Below are 14882 nucleotides of genomic sequence, written 5' to 3' on the forward strand. Positions count from 1 at the left end.
TTGAAAAAGCGGGCCGAAGGGCGTCCATGGCGCCACTACGGCCGACGTGCTGGGATGAGGTTCCGGCAGTGGCCAGTAGCGAGAACGGTTTCGCTGCCGAAGGGCCTCTCGGCGGCTGGCCGCGCAAGATCGTTTCAGCCAGTTTGGCAGCTGATGACCCGCGCGGACTTTTTCAACACTATCCGCCCAAAGCGGAAGTCAGACAGCGGTCAAATCTAGCCTGCCATTGAGGAATTGGGCGGCGAGGAACGATGCAAGCTCGTGACCTTGGGACTCGATAGCCGCGACGACGCCTGCAGTACCCAGAACTCGATCGGCCGATTGAGCACGTCTCCCCAGTTGGCCAAATGACTAGAAGCAACATCGGCGGCAGTTAGCGATCAACGCAGACGGCGGCACCGCGCTCGACCGGGACAGCCTGATGGACCATCAGGATGGATGATAGCCGCATCACCGGTTCGGCTGGTAGGTGACGCTAAGCCCTCATCAGCAAATGAGGCTCCACCTGCTGCCGGTCGTAGATGGTGTCAAAAACGGTCGCCAATCTTGAAAGCGTCCGCAGCGCCTATCAACAGCTGTTGGCGAGAGGCAACTCTCCGTCCGCGGCCAATGTTCTCAAATTGACGGGCGGCTCGAAGAGCACAGTGTTGAAGCACTTGGCAGTGGTCCGGTCAGAACGCCTGAATGCGTCCCATGACGACGATCCCTCCGCGAGCTTTCTTGCCGACATCGCAGAGCCGGTGCTCAAGAAGCTGTGGGCTGCGGCTAAGCGTCATGCCGAGGGAGCGCTGGCGGCCGAGGTCCGCGAGTTTCGAGCGGCCTATGCCGGCCTAAGAGAGGATTTCGAGTTGCTAGAGGCTTCTGAAGAGGCAGCGACAAAACGTGCGGAGCTCGCCGAGAACCGGCTGGACCAATTGCTTCAGAGCACGAGCGAGCTTCAGGCGGCCGCTCAATTGTTCCGTGCGCAAGCGTCGGCGGTGTCAAGTTCGCTCCCAGCGCCTACAGCCGCGGTTCCTGAGGAAACGTCCACGCTACTCGCCCTGCTCGCTGTGTTGAGCGGGGCCGACGAACCAATTGCGACCAAGGTGCTTTACGCTGAGCTCGAGGCTCAGGGACACAAGCCACACGAGGCGCAAAAGGCCAGAACCCATTCGATCGACCGCGGGTACATCGGGCTAAGCCTGACGGAAAAGGGCAGAAATCGGGTCCGCAGGGACGAACCGAAGGCAGCTGCTAGCTGACGCTACTGCCGGCAACCTTGCAGTCGCCGCTCGGATCTTCGGATCCGAGCGCTGGCCGTGTCGAGCTAGCGGCCGACCCAACTTTCTTTGGAATCGACCCAATCGCGATTTGGCGTGACATTTCGGCTGACAGCTCGGGGAAGGATTGGCGCGCCCTAAGAGATTCGAACTCCTGACCCCCAGATTCGTAGTCTGGTGCTCTATCCAGCTGAGCTAAGGGCGCGCACGGCCGGTGGTGTTTCCGGCGAACGGCGAGACCCATACATGGGCCGCCGCAGCATTGCAAGCATCGACGCGCGAGGAATTTTGACGCTGACGTGACAGTTCAGGCGATGCGGATGGAACGGGGCAGCGTGACGTCGAAACGCGTGCCCAGCGGCTGGTCGACGAAGCTGAGCTTGCCACCATGCGCCTCGGTCAACTCGCGAGCGATGGCGAGCCCAAGACCGGTGCCGCCGGCCTTGGCGGAGCCCTCGAAGGCGACGAACAGGTTCTCGCGGGCCCGTGGCGGCAGGCCGGGACCGTTGTCGGTGACCGTGAGGGTGAGCCAGTCGGGCGTCTCGGCGATGCTGACCTCGACCTGAGGGCCGTCGATCTTGCCGCCGGCGGCCTCGAGCGCCTCGCGCGCATTCTTGAACAGATTGTCGAAGATGCGGGCAAACTGGTCGGGATCGGCGGAGATCGACACCGCGTCAGGCACGTGGTTGGTCCAGCGGATCGCGGGGTGGCCGACGAGGCCGGCATCGAAGGCGGCTTCATCGAGCAGCAGATGCAGGTCAACCGGCACCGGCCGCGGCGGGGTGGCGCTCTGGCGGCCATAGTCGAGCACCGACTGGGCGAAGCCGATGGCCTTGTCGATCGACAGCACCAGGCGCGGCGCGAGGCGCTGCACCTTGGGATCGTCGAGATTGGCCACCTGGTCGGAAAGCAGTTGCGCCGAGGTCAGGGTGTTGCGCAGGTCGTGGTTGATCTTGGCGACGGCGAGGCCGAGATCGGCGAGATGCCGGCGCTGGCGCAGCATCGAATAGATATCGGATTCCATCGCCGCCAGTTCGCGCTCCATGATGCCGATTTCGTCGCGCCGGTCGGATGGGGTGACGATCAGCGCGGCGTTCTCGGGCGCCTCGGAGAACTCCACCATGTTGCCGGTGAGGCGGCGGATTGGCGCAATCAGGATGCGCGAGACAAATACATAGAGAACCGCCGAAGTGATGATGGCGAGGATCAGCGACAGGAAGAACAGGTTGCGCGAATAGAGCAGCAGCTCGCTGCGCAACGGCGCCTCGGGCATCAGCACCTCGATGACCCGGTCGGGCATACCGTCTTCTTCGCCGACGATGCGCAGCGTGCGGTTGGAGCCGAGCACCAGGGTCTCGAGGGCGCCGAGAATCAGTGAGGCCGGATCGCGCTGGCGCAGATCCACCGTCACCGCCTCGCGCGGCATGGTGACGTTCTCGAGTTCGATCAGCTGGCTCTGGCCCTCGCGGCGATAGACGATGGCGAGGGCGCCGGCCGAGGTGAGCAGCCGGTCGGTCAGCATGCGCGGCAGGTTCATGGCGTCGGGCACGGCATCGAGCACGCGGGCAGCGACGACGCCGACGCGCAACCGGTCGTTGAGCCAGCTTTGGCGGAAGTTGGCGGCCGATGGCAGATAGATCACGATCTCAACCGCAAGGATCACCACGATGATGGTGGCGATGATCTTGACGGACAGCCCGGAGAACGGGCCAGGCATCGCGCGGTTTTGTTTAGCCATTGGGCGATGATTAGCGGGGAAAGCTGTGGCTTTCCAGCGTCAACAGGTGACAAACGGGCCTAGCCGAGCAGCTTATTGAGGCTGATCCACTGCCGGATGAGCGGCTTGGCCGTCCCGCCACGGCGGAACTCCTCGCCGAGCCGCACCGCGATCTCGGCGTAAGAGGGGTAAGGCGCAACCAGCTCGGCGAGCTTGTCGGCCCTGAGCCCACCGGTCATGGCGAGGGAAAACAACGCAACCAGCTCGCCGGCGCCGGGACCGACGACGCCAGCGCCGAGGATCCTGCCGGAGCGGTCGGTGATGAGCTTGGCGAGGCCATAGGTCGCACGTGAGGTGCGGGCCCGATCATTGTCGGCGTAGGACCAGCGGGTGACGCGAAAGCCGGCGCCGTGCCTCAAGCGGGCCAGCGCTTCGTTGAGGCCGATCTCGGCGAGCTCGGGGTCGGTGGAGACGACGCGCGGGACGCGCAGCGCGTCCGGTTTGGCCATAGCACCGAGGAGGACGCTGCGCACCACGACCTCGGCCTGGCGCACCGCCGCCTGCACCGACTGGCCGCCGGCGGCGTCACCGACCGCGTAGACGCGCGGATTGGTGGTCTTGAGGCCAGGAGACAGCAGCAGCAGCCGCGGATCGGCCTTGTTCATCCGGATGCCGGCCTTGTCGAGGTCGAGGCCGGCAAGGTTGGGCATGCGTTCGGCGGCAACGAGGATGTGCGAGACGTCGAGCAACTGGTCGTCCTCGCCGTTCTGCACGGCGACGCCGATGCCCATCGATCGGGCCTGGATGGCGGTGACGGTGGTGTGCGCCCGGAGGCGGACGCCCTCCTCTTCGACCCGCTTCAATGCGACGGCCGCCAGTTCGGGGTCGAAGCCTGCAAGCATCGGACCGTTCTCGACCACAGTGACCTCGGTGCCGAGCCGGGCATAGGCCTGGGCCAGTTCGAGCGCCACGCCCCCGCCACCGATGACCACGAGGTGGGTGAGTTTCCTCGTATTGTCGAGAATGGTCTCGCTGGTGAAATATGGCACCGCGTCGAGCCCCGGGATGGAGGGGATCGGCAGCCGCGCGCCGGTCGCAATAACGAAGCGGCGGGCGCGGATTTCACTATCCCCGACCGACAGGGCCTTGCGGTTGATGAAGCGGGCGGCGCCGCGGATGATCTCGACGCCGAGCGCTTCGAGCCGGCCCGCGGCATCATGCGGCGCAAGCGCGGCGATCACCTGCTCGACATGGTCGTGCACCTTGCGAAAATTGATCTTGGGCTCGTCCGCGGCGATGCCGAAAGCGGCGCCATCCCGCAGCGCCTGGGCGTGAGCGGCGGCGGCGACCAGCGCCTTGGCCGGAATCGCGCCGGCATGCAGCGCGTTGCCACCCAGCCGCGCCTTCTCGACCAGCACGACCGAGGCCCCATAGGCGCGGGCGGCCTCGGCGACGGCCAGGCCGCCGGATCCGGCCCCGATGACACAGAGGTCGGGCGTAAGGATATCGGCCAATCTCGCTCTCTCGACTAAGCCCCCGCGCCTCATTATCACCGGGTGACGGCCCAACAATAGTGGGCGGGATCAAGGCAGTGTGGAAATCGGCGGATTTCAGGGGCAGACAATGCCGCTCTGCCGCACGGTCCTCGCGTTGACTTCACCGAACCAATTCCCTATAAGCCGCCCCAATCTGCCGTAGGCGCCCAGATCAGGGCCCGGCCGGCAAGCACCTTGCTGCTCTCAAGTATAAGAGGAACCGCGCGCCGGCGTGGTCAGATCGTATGTCGAAACGCACTTTCCAGCCGAGCACGCTCGTCCGCACTCGCCGGCACGGTTTCCGCGCCCGTATGGCGACCAAGAACGGCCGCAAGATTCTGAACCGCCGCCGCGCTGTCGGCCGCGCCAAGCTCTCGGCCTAAGGTTTTGGCCGTGAACACGGCCATGCCACGGGATGGCGCTTTGCGGCGCCTCAAGAACCGGTCCGAATTTCTGAAAGCCGCCCGAGGCCAGCGCGTCGGGCGCGCTGCGTTTTCGCTGCAGGCGAACGCGCGTGAGCTCGACGAGCCGGGCATCGGCCTGGCCGAGCCGGGCATCGGCTTCACGGTTACCAAGCAGATGGGCAACTCGCCCCAGCGCAACCGCATCCGCCGGCGCCTTCGGGCTGCCGCGAAGGCTTGCGCGAGCGGGTTCGAACCCCAACATGATTACGTGCTGGTCGGCCGCCGCGAGGCGCTGAGCATTCCGTACGGCCAGCTGGTCAACGACCTGGCCGCCGCCATTTCCAAAGTCCACCTGAAGAAGAAGAGCTGATGCAGTCCGATAACAACCGCAACATGATCATTGCGATCGTGCTCAGCGTCGTGGTGCTGTTCGGATGGCAGTTCTTCATTGCCGGCCCGCAACTGGAGCAGGCGCAGAAGCGAGCGGCGCTCGAGCAGGCCGCGCAGGCGCCGGCGACCGATGCCAGCCTCGCGACGCCCGCCGCCGACGGCAGCACGCCCGCGGCGGCTGCAGCAACCGGCGCCACGGGGACGTTCGCCGACCGCGCGGCCGCGCTCGCGGCATCGCCGCAGCGGTTGAAGATCGATACCCCATCGCTGTCGGGCTCGATCAACCTCACCGGCGCCCGCCTCGATGACCTGCAGCTCAAGCAGTACACAGAGACGGTCGACCCCAATTCGCCGATCATTACCCTGCTGATCCCCTCCGGCGCCCCCGGCGGCTATTACGCCGAAACCGGCTGGGTGCCGGCAGCCGGCGGCACTGCGGCAACCCCGAGCGAGACCACCGTGTGGTCGGTCGAGGGCGATGCGCAGACGCTGACCGTCGCAACGCCGGTGACGCTGAAGTGGGACAATGGCGCCGGGCTGATCTTCCGCCGCACCATCAGCGTCGACGACAATTACCTGTTCACCGTGGCGCAGTCGGTGGAGAATACCGGCTCCGGCGACGTGGCGCTCTACCCGTTCTCGCGCATCGTGCGCCAGGGCAAGCCGCACGTGCAGAACTTCTTCGTGCAGCATGAGGGCCCGCTCGGCGTGCTCGGCTCGAACAACCTGGTCTCCAAAAAGTACGACGACGTCGTCAACGACAAGCAGATCGACGTCTCCAGCACTACCGGCGGCTGGGTCGGCATCACCGACAAGTACTGGGCGACGGCCGTGCTCTCGGTGCCGGGCGCGCCGCTCAACGCTCGCTTCTCGGCGACCCCCTCGGGCGCCCAGAACATCTTCCAGACCAGCTTCGTCGAAACCACACCGGTGCTGGTGCCGGCCGGCGGCACCGCTGAGAACAAGACCTACCTGTTCGCCGGCGCCAAGCGCGAAGGGGTGATCGCCAGCTACGAAAAGACCTACGGCTTCGACCGGCTCGAACTGCTGATCGACTGGGGCTGGCTGCACTTCCTGACCAAGCCGATGTTCTTCCTGTTGCAGTTCCTCTACGGAATCCTCGGCAATTTCGGTCTCGCCATCCTCGCGGTGACGGTCATCGTCAAGGGCCTGTTCTTCCCGCTGGCCAACCGCTCGTACGCCTCGATGGCGGCGATGCGGCGCGTGCAGCCGGAAATGAAGTCGATCCAGGAGCGCTTCAAGGACGATCGCCCCGCACAGCAGCAGGCGATGATGGAGCTGTACAAGAAAGAGAAGATCAATCCGCTCTCGGGCTGCTGGCCGATCCTGATCCAGATCCCGGTATTCTTCTCGCTCTATACCGTCATCTTCATCTCGCTGGAGATGCGGCACGCGCCGTTCTTCGGCTGGATCGTCGACCTCGCGGCGCCTGATCCGACTAACATCTTCACCCTGTTCGGGCTGATCCCGTGGAACCCGGTTGCCCTGCCGGTGGTGGGCGGACTGCTGCATCTGGGCGTCTGGCCGGTGATCATGGGCATCACCATGTGGGTGCAGATGAAGCTCAACCCGCCGCCGCCGGATCCGACGCAGGCGATGATCTTCAACTGGATGCCGATCATCTTCACCTTCATGCTGGGCACGTTCCCCGCCGGCCTCGTGATCTACTGGGCGTGGAACAACCTGCTCTCGGTGACGCAGCAGTGGTTCATCATGAAGCGCCACGGCGCCGAAGTGGACCTGCTCGGCAACATCACGGCGAGCTTCAAGCGCAAGCCCAAGGTCGAAGAAAAACCGGCCGGCGGCAAGGCCAGCTGACGCAACAGAGCCAGCTGACGCGGCAAGGGGTGATCAGGTGCTGGACAGCCTCTGCCTGATCACCGGCCCCCGCACCGGGGCCAACCACCTGATGCAGCTCGGCGGCAATTTCGCCGAGCTCAAGAGCTTCCCCGAACTGTTCAACAGCCTCGCCGAGCGGATCGAGCCGGACCACGTGCTCGACCAGGCGACGGACGCGGCCCGCGCCGAACACAAGCGCGTCCTCACCTTCAAGCTCTGGCACGATACGCTCGAGCCCGAGACCGTCGAGCAGCTGGTGCTGTCGCGGCCGGGTGTGCGGGTGATCTTCGTGGTGCGCCGGCAGATCGATGCCTATGTCAGCTGGTGCAAGGCGATCAGCGTGCACAAGTGGCAGGAGGTCGACACCTCGGCGGTCCGCCTCAGCCTCGACATCGCCGATTTCGCCGCCTGGATGGACGCGCAGGAGCGCTGGTACGACCGCTGGCGCAACTGGCTCAACCGGCGCTTCCTGCCCTCACCGATCCTGCGCTACGAGACCGACATCGACCAGCCGCCCGAGGGCGCGCTGCGGCGGTTCTCGGCGGCTGCAGCGCAGGTGGGGGTGACGCTCAAGGTGCCGGCAGCGCTCAGCACCACCGGGCTTGTGAAGCAGGACCGGGTAAAGGCGGCGGCCGACAAGGTCGACAACTGGCCGGCTTTCTCGAAGGCGATGGTGGCGCAAGGGCTTGAGAAGCGGGCTTTCGGGTATCCGGTGTAGAGACCGGAGGATCGGGCTGGATCGTGCCTCACACACCGAGCGGCACCTCCCCCCTTGTGGGGGAGATTGGGAGGGGGGTGAGCCACGAACACCGAACTAGACAAGGAGTTCCCGGGGGGTGAACCCGCCCGTCTCTGCAACAAGCCTGCGGCTCCACCCCCTCCCGGCCTCCCCCATCAAGGGGGAGGTGTGGCATCCAGTGCTGGGGACGATCGACGATAGAGCCTCGGGGCTATCAGCCCACGCTCCCCTTCCCTTCTCCGCCGCCCTCCCCTATTGAACGCCAATGAGCGAGACACAATCCAAGTTCAGCGCAGACCAGATCGAGGCGGGACGGCTGCTGTTCGCGCGGCCGTTCGTCTTCATCAAGGGCTGCGTGCGCATCGCCGACCTGCCGCCGGCCGACCGGATGGAGATTGCCTTTGCCGGGCGCTCCAATGTCGGCAAGTCGTCACTGATCAATGCGCTGACCGGCACTACCGGGCTGGCCCGCACCTCGAACACGCCGGGGCGGACGCAGGAGCTCAACATCTTCGAGAGCCAGTCGGACGACCTGCGCATCGTCGACATGCCCGGCTACGGCTATGCCAGGGCGCCCGAGGACAAGGTGAAGCAGTGGACCCGGCTGATCCACCAGTACCTCACCGGCCGGCCGAACCTCAGGCGCGTCTACGTGCTGATCGATGGCCGGCATGGCCCGAACGCTAATGATGCGACGGTGATGAACGAGCTCGACAAGGCGGCGGTGAGCTACCAGATCGTCGTCACCAAGGCCGACAAGCCGAACAAGACGGAGTTGGAAGCAGCGCTGGCCAAGACCCGTGCCGCGATCGCCAAACGCCCGGCGGCGCATCCCGAGATCATCCTGACCTCGAGCGAAGAGAAGGTCGGCCTCGAGCAGTTGCGGGCGGAGATCCGGCAACTGATGGAGCACTGAGGGCTCAGCGGCTCAGGAAGCTTCCCAGCCAGCCGGCTACATCCTTGCTGTGCGACGGCGTTGTGACCGAGGCGACGGCGGTGTCCACCACGGCGTCCGGGGCCTTGCCGCGGCGGAGTTCGGCGAGAGCGAGGGTGTAGTCGTCGAGGAATTCCGGGTGCGGCTGGAGGCTCAGGGCCTTGCCGTTCCGGTAGACCAGGCCGGCATTGGGCGTGAACTCGGAGCCGAGAAACACCTCTGCTTCTTTGGGCGGGACGATCACCTGATCCTGGTGCGAGCAGGCGATCGACAGCGCCGGCAGGTCGGTGGCGAGGAAGCCGGGACGAGCCTTAACTTCATAGGTGTGGCGGCCGAGGCCCCAGCCCTTCTCGGATTTGCGCACATCACCGCCTAGAGCGTCGGCCATGATCTGGTGGCCGAAGCAGATGCCGAGCATCGGGGTATTGGCGGCGTAGGCCGAGCGGATGAAGGCGCGCAGCGGGTCGAGCCAGGCGTAGTCGTCGTAGACGCCGGCGGCGGAGCCGGTGATCAGGATGCCGTCGAGGCTGGTCGCATCGGGAAACTCGGCGCCATCATAGACAGCCACCGTCTCGTAGTCGAACGGTTGGCCCGCCTCGTCGAACATGCGCTTGAACATCGGCGGGTAGGCGCCGAACTGCGGGCGCAGCAGAGCGGGAACTTCGCCGGTCTGGATGATGGTGAGCTTCATGGCGAGCCAAGAAATGGGGCGGTTCGCCGGGCTTGACAAGATGGCCGGGCAGCAAGGCTCTGTTGCATAGAAGAAGGCCCCCCATCCCACAACGTCTATCGGACGTGGGGGATGAAGGGCCAGTCGGAGGGTAGGCACTAATCTCAGGGAAACCCGGTCAGGCCGGGGTGAAAGTCAGAGCGAGGCCGTTCATGCAGTAGCGCAGGCCCGTGGGTTGCGGCCCGTCGTTGAAGACGTGGCCGAGATGTCCCCCGCAGCGGCGGCAATGCACTTCGGTGCGGCTCATGCCGAGCGTGGTGTCGGTGGCTTCGCCGACGGCGTTGTCGAGCGGCTGGTAGAAGCTGGGCCAGCCGGTGCCGCTCTCGTACTTGGTCTTGGAATCGAACAGCGGCAGCTCGCAGCCGGCGCAGTCGAAGATGCCGGCGCGGTGCTCGTAGAGCAGCGGCGAGGAGCCCGGGGCTTCGGTGGCTTCGTGGCGCAGCACTTCGAACACCTTGGGGTCGAGCTTCGCCTTCCACTCGTCTTCGGTGAGATTGACCTCGAAGGTGCCTTCGGCAGCGCGGCTCGAGCCCATCGGCCGGAACATCAGGGCGGCCGCGCCGAGGGCAGCAATGGCGGTGCCGCCAAGGAGGAATGTCCGACGATCGACTTGCATGGGATGAGGCCTTTCAGCAGTTGCCGGCAGTCTATCCGCCCCGCCGGTGATGGGCATTCAAATGCTCGTGTCCCGTGAGGATCGCCCCACGGGACACGAAGCGGTTCACACCATCTATTCGCAGGTCGGACCGCGCCGGTTACATCTTGGGCAGCAGCACCTTGTCGATGACATGGATCACGCCGTTCGACTGCACCACGTCGGCGATAGTGACATTGGCGACGCCACCGGCTTCGTCGGTGATGGTCACCTTGCCGCCATCGGCCTTCAGCCACAGCTTGCAGCCGCCGACGGTGGTCACTTCGTGGGTACCGCCGTCATCCATCGCCATCTTGGTGATGTCGGCCGCCATGGCCTTGGCGGCGATAACGTGGCAGGTGAGAATCTTCACCAGCTGATCCTTGTTCTCGGGCTTCAGCAGGTTGTCGACAGTGCCGGCCGGGAGTGCATCGAACGCGGCATTGACCGGGGCGAGAACGGTGAACGGGCCAGCGCCCTTCAGCGTCTCGACGAGGCCGGCGGCCTTCACGGCGGCGACCAGGGTGGTGTGGTCGGCCGAGTTCACTGCATTGTCGATGATATCCTTGGTCTCGGACATCGGCGCGCCGCCGACCATCGGGTTCTCAGCAAGGGCCGCGCCGGAGAGAGCAGAGACCGACAGCATGGCCGAGACGGCAAGTACGCGAAGAGTGGAGAACTTCATTGTTGGTTCCTTCCTTTTGGCAGTGTCCGCATTGTTTTTGTGACGGGACAGCGGGAGATACGGCGGCTGCTGCAAGGCAGTTTCGGATCACATTTTCATCCGGAGCGTTTTATTCGGGCTAGCTGGCGAAACTATTCGCGGGCGGCTGCCGTACGCGCGTCGCGAACGCCGGCACAAACGAAACAGCCCGCCTGGATAAGGCGGGCTGCAGAAAAGCTGACGGATCGGAGCGCCGATCAGATGGGGGTCACGGTACCGACCGCGACGATCGGGCCCTGCGCCACGCCGGTGGGCGAGCCACCCTTCTGCTCCAGAGTCACGGCGAGGACGGTGCCGGGTTCGATACCGGCCTTGGCGGCGGCATCGAGCGGGATCTCCAGGCGCTGGTCGACCGGGATCACGCCCATCGATACCGCAGGCTCAGCGCCCTTGATGTACCAGAGCTCGAAATCCTTGTCAGGCACGGCGGTGCCCTTGAGCGAAGTGATGCGCACTTGACCGGAAGCCTGATCGTAGAGCGCGACGAACTCGACGCCACTGCCCTCTTGCGCCTGGATCGCGGCGACCAGCTGGGTGGCCAGAACATTGGGATCGACGCGCGGCTGCAGCAGGTTGACGCCGATGGCAACCACGGCCACCGCCGCAGCAGCGGCGGTGAGACCGCGCCACAAAGCCAACGAGTTCCACCAGCCCCCGGAAACAGCCGCAGTGGCGCCGAACAGGCGGCTCTCGATGCGGGCCAGGACGCCTGACGGCGCCGCGACTTCAGCGAACTCGTCGTCGAGGGTCGCGAGGCGGGAACGCCACAGGCGCAGGTCCGAGGCGAGCCCCGGCTCGGCGACGATGCGGCGTGCGAGGGCGGCTCGCTCGCCGCCTTGCAAGAGGCCGAGCGCGTACTCGGCGACCAGCACCTGGTCGTCCTCCCTACCGCCGCTGTGACCTTCCGTGCTCATGCCGACAGGCACTCTCTCAGTTTCAACAGGCTGCGTCGCAGCCAGGTTCGCATCGTGTTCAGCGGTACGCTGTGGCGCGTCGCCAGTTCCTCGTAGCTGAAGCCGTCGAGATAGGCCCCGCGCACACAATCGGCCTTGTCGCTCTCGAGTTCGTCGAGGCAGCCGTCGATGCGCGTGCGCTCCGAACTGTCGATGGTGGCCTGCTCTGGGTCAGGCCCGCCATCGGCGAGGTCAAGCACGAGGTCGATATCATCGCTTACCGGCTTGCGCGCCCGGAGGACGTCCAGCGAGTGGTTGCGGGCGACCGCCACCAGCCAACTGATCGGGCTGTAGCCACCCGCCACGTAGCGGTCGGCGCGCTGCCAGATCTTGACGTACACTTCCTGGAGCGCCTCTTCGGCTTCCGATCTGTCTTTGAGGATACGCAGCACGACGCCGAAAAGTTTCGCACTGGTGCGGCTGTAGAGATCACGAAATGCCGCGCGGTCCCGCAGGGCACAACGGGCAATGAGGTCGGCGATCTCGAGGCTCGCGGTGCTGCTCATGGGCGCGAACTTAGCCAAAGGCTGTGAGTATGCCTATCCCCACAGCGCCCGGTCACGAAATCTTCGTGTTTGTTCTGTTGATGCCCATGTCTGGTCGCGGGATCGAGGTGGAAAGTCTCACAACTTTTCCTGATCCGCTCCGGCACGGGGCTCAAAAGCGCTTTCGACTCCAATGGAATGCGCTATAGGACGGGACACAATGGATACACAGCGCGCCATGCCTGACATCGAGAGCTTTTCCCGCGACGCCGCCGTCCTGTCGCAGGCGCTGCCCTATATGCAGCGCTATGAGGGCAAGACCGTCGTGGTGAAGTACGGCGGCCACGCGATGGGCGATGTGGAGCTGGGCCAGGCCTTCGCGCGCGACATCGCGCTCTTGAAGCAATCCAAGGTCAACCCGATCGTCGTGCATGGCGGCGGGCCGCAGATCGCCTCGATGCTGAAGAATCTCGGCATAGAGTCGAAGTTCGAGGGCGGGCTGCGCGTCACCGACAAGCGGACGATGGAAGTCGTCGAGATGGTGCTGGCCGGCTCGATCAACAAAGAGATCGTGGCGCTGATCAATGCCGAGGGCGAATGGGCCATCGGCTTGTGCGGCAAGGACGGCAACATGGTCTTCGCCAAAAAGGCCACCAAGACCGTCAAGGACCCCGGCTCGAACATCGAGCGCGAGCTTGATCTGGGCTTTGTCGGCGAGCCGGTGGAAGTCGACCGCACGCTGCTCGACCTCCTCGCCCGCTCGGAGATGATCCCGGTGATCGCCCCGGTGGCGCCCGGCCGCGACGGCCAGACCTATAACATCAATGCCGATACCTTCGCCGGCGCCATTGCCGGCTCGCTCGGCGCCAAGCGCCTGCTGTTCCTGACCGATGTCGACGGCGTGCTCGACGCGAACAAGAAACTGATCCCCGAGCTGTCGGCCCGCGACGCGCGGGCGCTGATCGCCGACGGCACGATCAATGGCGGCATGATCCCCAAGGTCGAAACCTGCCTCGAAGCGCTCGATAACGGCGTCGAGGGTGTGGTGATCCTCAACGGCAAGACCCCGCACGTGGTGCTGGTCGAGCTGTTCACCGCGCATGGCGCGGGTACGCTGATCGTAAGGTAAGCTTGGGGGCCTTACCCCTCGCTGATAGCCCTCACACTCACCGGCCGTCATCCCGGCGAACGCCGGGACCCAGTGCGCCGAGCGTTGATCCGTCGCTGAATCGGCCGACCTAGCGGTGATGGACCGGCACGGTCGTTGCCCATCTAACCCTTCGAGCAATGGGTCCCGGCGTTCGCCGGGATGACGGCTGGTGGTGGGGTGGGATCGAGCTTCGCCAGGGGCTGATCACCGCGACCCACTGCTCAACCCCATCCAATCGCTCGGTCTCTCGGACCTCGCCGTCAGATCGTGTCCCACCCGCCGGGCGTGGCGGGTCTCGCCCGGCTGGCGGCTGGTGTGCGGCAGCGGGCGGCTTTCGGTGCGGCTGTGCATGACCGCGCTCACGGCTTGAGCCACGGGGATTCGACGCTCCAGAAGATGGCGTCGACGCCGAGATAGTCGGTGGCGAAGGCGGTGAACTCGTCCTTGGTGAAGGGCTTGCCGGTCTTGTCGTTCTTGTAGGTGAGGGTCGGCTCCTGCACGGCCATGCCGACGAAATCGAGCTTGCCCCTGTACTGGTTGAAGAACGGGTAGGAGTTCTTCATCTGGCCCTTGCGGTAGGGCACGATATCGGGGCCGCCGAGCCCGATGCCGCTGGCGGCGGCGCGCTCGAACAGTCGGCCCATATAGTTGTGGTCGTTCTCCCACTCGCAGGGCCAGAAGTTGACGTACTGCACCACCTTGGAGGTGCTGAACGCCTGGCGCGCGGTGGTGAGGTTTTCCAGTTCGGCGTCGAAGTAGGCGTCGCAGCTGAAGCCGGTCTGGTCGGCCTTCATGTCGATGTCGATCGCCGTCTCGGGCAGGTTGACGCCATAGACCTGGCCGTCGAAGCGGGTGGCCAGTGCCTTGAGCAGCTCCTGGTAGCGGGCGCGGACGGCGGGGTTCCACTGCATGGTGGTCCAGCCATAGGCCTCGGCCTTGCCCTCGCCCGGGTTGTCGAGCTGCGGCACGAGGCCACCGCCATACTCGGCGCCCTCGAGCACGTAATCGGGGATGTTGCGGGCCTCGGGCGAAAAGAACCGATCCTGGACCTGGATGAACAGTTTCTTGCCTAACTTGCCGGTCTGCTCGAGGTCGCGCTCGATGGCCGAGAAGTCGTACTCACCCTTTTTGGGCTCCAGCGCACGCCAGTTGTAGACTACCTGCGCCCCGGCAATGTCAGGGCGCTCGAGGATCGCCGCTGCCGCCGCGAGGTCGCCATTGCCGGTGTAGATGAAGTTCTCGGCAGCCTGGACGTTGCCGGCGATAGCCGTGGCGAGCCCGAAGATGGTGGCGGCGGTGATGCCGAAGATGGTGAGGCTGTTCACGACGACTCCTGTGCGTTTGGTGAGACGCGAGATGGAGCCGCAC

At 65.2% G+C, this 14882-nt stretch carries 15 protein-coding genes and 1 tRNA gene; 7 read left to right on the forward strand and 9 right to left on the reverse strand.

Annotation, left to right across the window (positions count from 1 at the left end):
• The first annotated feature begins 524 nt into the window (after window positions 1–524).
• Complete coding sequence (locus ASC68_RS25305) at window positions 525–1241, forward strand: DNA-binding protein (RefSeq protein WP_197421406.1); 717 nt, start codon at window positions 525–527, stop codon at window positions 1239–1241.
• Between the two features lie 146 nt (window positions 1242–1387).
• On the opposite strand, the gene ASC68_RS25310 is transcribed toward ASC68_RS25305, so the two are convergent.
• The 3 genes from ASC68_RS25310 to ASC68_RS25320 all read right to left on the reverse strand — a co-directional run bounded on the left by ASC68_RS25310 (window position 1388) and on the right by ASC68_RS25320 (window position 4490).
• Window positions 1388–1464 (reverse strand) — tRNA-Arg (locus ASC68_RS25310).
• Between the two features lie 102 nt (window positions 1465–1566).
• Complete coding sequence (locus tag ASC68_RS25315; protein ID WP_055886009.1) at window positions 1567–2997, reverse strand: HAMP domain-containing sensor histidine kinase; 1431 nt, start codon at window positions 2995–2997, stop codon at window positions 1567–1569.
• Between the two features lie 59 nt (window positions 2998–3056).
• A complete protein-coding gene (locus ASC68_RS25320) occupies window positions 3057–4490 on the reverse strand; it encodes an NAD(P)/FAD-dependent oxidoreductase (protein ID WP_055886012.1) in 1434 nt (477 codons plus the stop codon).
• Between the two features lie 266 nt (window positions 4491–4756).
• Between ASC68_RS25320 and rpmH the strand changes: the two genes are divergently transcribed.
• The 5 genes from rpmH to yihA all read left to right on the forward strand — a co-directional run bounded on the left by rpmH (window position 4757) and on the right by yihA (window position 8820).
• A complete protein-coding gene (rpmH, locus tag ASC68_RS25325; protein WP_055886015.1) occupies window positions 4757–4894 on the forward strand; it encodes a 50S ribosomal protein L34 in 138 nt (45 codons plus the stop codon).
• 40 nt (window positions 4895–4934) lie between these two features.
• Window positions 4935–5285 (forward strand): ribonuclease P protein component, encoded by a 351-nt coding sequence (gene rnpA, locus ASC68_RS25330; protein WP_162247993.1) that lies wholly within the window; start codon window positions 4935–4937, stop codon window positions 5283–5285.
• The gene (gene yidC / locus ASC68_RS25335; protein ID WP_055886018.1) at window positions 5285–7144 is read left to right on the forward strand and encodes a membrane protein insertase YidC; all 1860 of its coding nucleotides are present in this window, start codon (window positions 5285–5287) and stop codon (window positions 7142–7144) included. The genes rnpA and yidC overlap by 1 nt, the downstream gene beginning before the upstream one ends.
• 37 nt (window positions 7145–7181) lie before the next feature.
• Complete coding sequence (locus tag ASC68_RS25340; protein WP_055886021.1) at window positions 7182–7883, forward strand: hypothetical protein; 702 nt, start codon at window positions 7182–7184, stop codon at window positions 7881–7883.
• 286 nt (window positions 7884–8169) lie between these two features.
• Window positions 8170–8820: a ribosome biogenesis GTP-binding protein YihA/YsxC gene (gene yihA, locus ASC68_RS25345; RefSeq protein ID WP_055886024.1), complete on the forward strand. Its 651-nt coding sequence runs from the start codon at window positions 8170–8172 to the stop codon at window positions 8818–8820.
• 4 nt (window positions 8821–8824) lie between these two features.
• Here yihA and ASC68_RS25350 read toward each other — a convergent pair whose 3' ends face one another.
• The 5 genes from ASC68_RS25350 to ASC68_RS25370 all read right to left on the reverse strand — a co-directional run bounded on the left by ASC68_RS25350 (window position 8825) and on the right by ASC68_RS25370 (window position 12385).
• The gene (locus ASC68_RS25350; RefSeq protein WP_055886027.1) at window positions 8825–9529 is read right to left on the reverse strand and encodes a type 1 glutamine amidotransferase; all 705 of its coding nucleotides are present in this window, start codon (window positions 9527–9529) and stop codon (window positions 8825–8827) included.
• Between the two features lie 157 nt (window positions 9530–9686).
• Window positions 9687–10115 (reverse strand): peptide-methionine (R)-S-oxide reductase MsrB, encoded by a 429-nt coding sequence (gene msrB, locus ASC68_RS25355; protein WP_244488553.1) that lies wholly within the window; start codon window positions 10113–10115, stop codon window positions 9687–9689.
• A gap of 208 nt (window positions 10116–10323) precedes the next feature.
• A complete protein-coding gene (locus ASC68_RS25360) occupies window positions 10324–10887 on the reverse strand; it encodes a fasciclin domain-containing protein (protein WP_055886037.1) in 564 nt (187 codons plus the stop codon).
• Between the two features lie 236 nt (window positions 10888–11123).
• Window positions 11124–11840: an anti-sigma factor gene (locus ASC68_RS25365; protein WP_055886041.1), complete on the reverse strand. Its 717-nt coding sequence runs from the start codon at window positions 11838–11840 to the stop codon at window positions 11124–11126.
• Window positions 11837–12385, reverse strand: a complete 549-nt coding sequence (locus ASC68_RS25370; protein WP_055886044.1) for a sigma-70 family RNA polymerase sigma factor — start codon at window positions 12383–12385, stop codon at window positions 11837–11839. The genes ASC68_RS25365 and ASC68_RS25370 overlap by 4 nt, the downstream gene beginning before the upstream one ends.
• Before the next feature lie 199 nt (window positions 12386–12584).
• Between ASC68_RS25370 and argB the strand changes: the two genes are divergently transcribed.
• A complete protein-coding gene (gene argB, locus ASC68_RS25375; protein WP_244488541.1) occupies window positions 12585–13493 on the forward strand; it encodes an acetylglutamate kinase in 909 nt (302 codons plus the stop codon).
• Between the two features lie 380 nt (window positions 13494–13873).
• On the opposite strand, the gene ASC68_RS25380 is transcribed toward argB, so the two are convergent.
• Window positions 13874–14839, reverse strand: coding sequence for a hypothetical protein (locus tag ASC68_RS25380; protein WP_248310598.1), 966 nt, complete (start codon window positions 14837–14839; stop codon window positions 13874–13876).
• Window positions 14840–14882 lie beyond the last annotated feature (43 nt).

The sequence above is a fragment of the Devosia sp. Root105 genome (genome assembly GCF_001424865.1).
Lineage (GTDB): Bacteria > Pseudomonadota > Alphaproteobacteria > Rhizobiales > Devosiaceae > Devosia_A.

Excerpts from the sequence above, each read along its gene's own strand:
- ASC68_RS25315 (WP_055886009.1), bottom strand. The coding sequence starts at position 2,997 with ATGGCTAAACAAAACCGCGCGATGCCTGGCCCGTTCTCCGGGCTGTCC.
- rpmH (WP_055886015.1), top strand. The coding sequence starts at position 4,757 with ATGTCGAAACGCACTTTCCAGCCGAGCACGCTCGTCCGCACTCGCCGG.
- yidC (WP_055886018.1), top strand. The coding sequence starts at position 5,285 with ATGCAGTCCGATAACAACCGCAACATGATCATTGCGATCGTGCTCAGC.
- yihA (WP_055886024.1), top strand. The coding sequence starts at position 8,170 with ATGAGCGAGACACAATCCAAGTTCAGCGCAGACCAGATCGAGGCGGGA.
- ASC68_RS25350 (WP_055886027.1), bottom strand. The coding sequence starts at position 9,529 with ATGAAGCTCACCATCATCCAGACCGGCGAAGTTCCCGCTCTGCTGCGC.
- msrB (WP_244488553.1), bottom strand. The coding sequence starts at position 10,115 with ATGTTCCGGCCGATGGGCTCGAGCCGCGCTGCCGAAGGCACCTTCGAG.
- ASC68_RS25360 (WP_055886037.1), bottom strand. The coding sequence starts at position 10,887 with ATGAAGTTCTCCACTCTTCGCGTACTTGCCGTCTCGGCCATGCTGTCG.
- ASC68_RS25365 (WP_055886041.1), bottom strand. The coding sequence starts at position 11,840 with ATGAGCACGGAAGGTCACAGCGGCGGTAGGGAGGACGACCAGGTGCTG.
- ASC68_RS25370 (WP_055886044.1), bottom strand. The coding sequence starts at position 12,385 with ATGAGCAGCACCGCGAGCCTCGAGATCGCCGACCTCATTGCCCGTTGT.
- argB (WP_244488541.1), top strand. The coding sequence starts at position 12,585 with ATGGATACACAGCGCGCCATGCCTGACATCGAGAGCTTTTCCCGCGAC.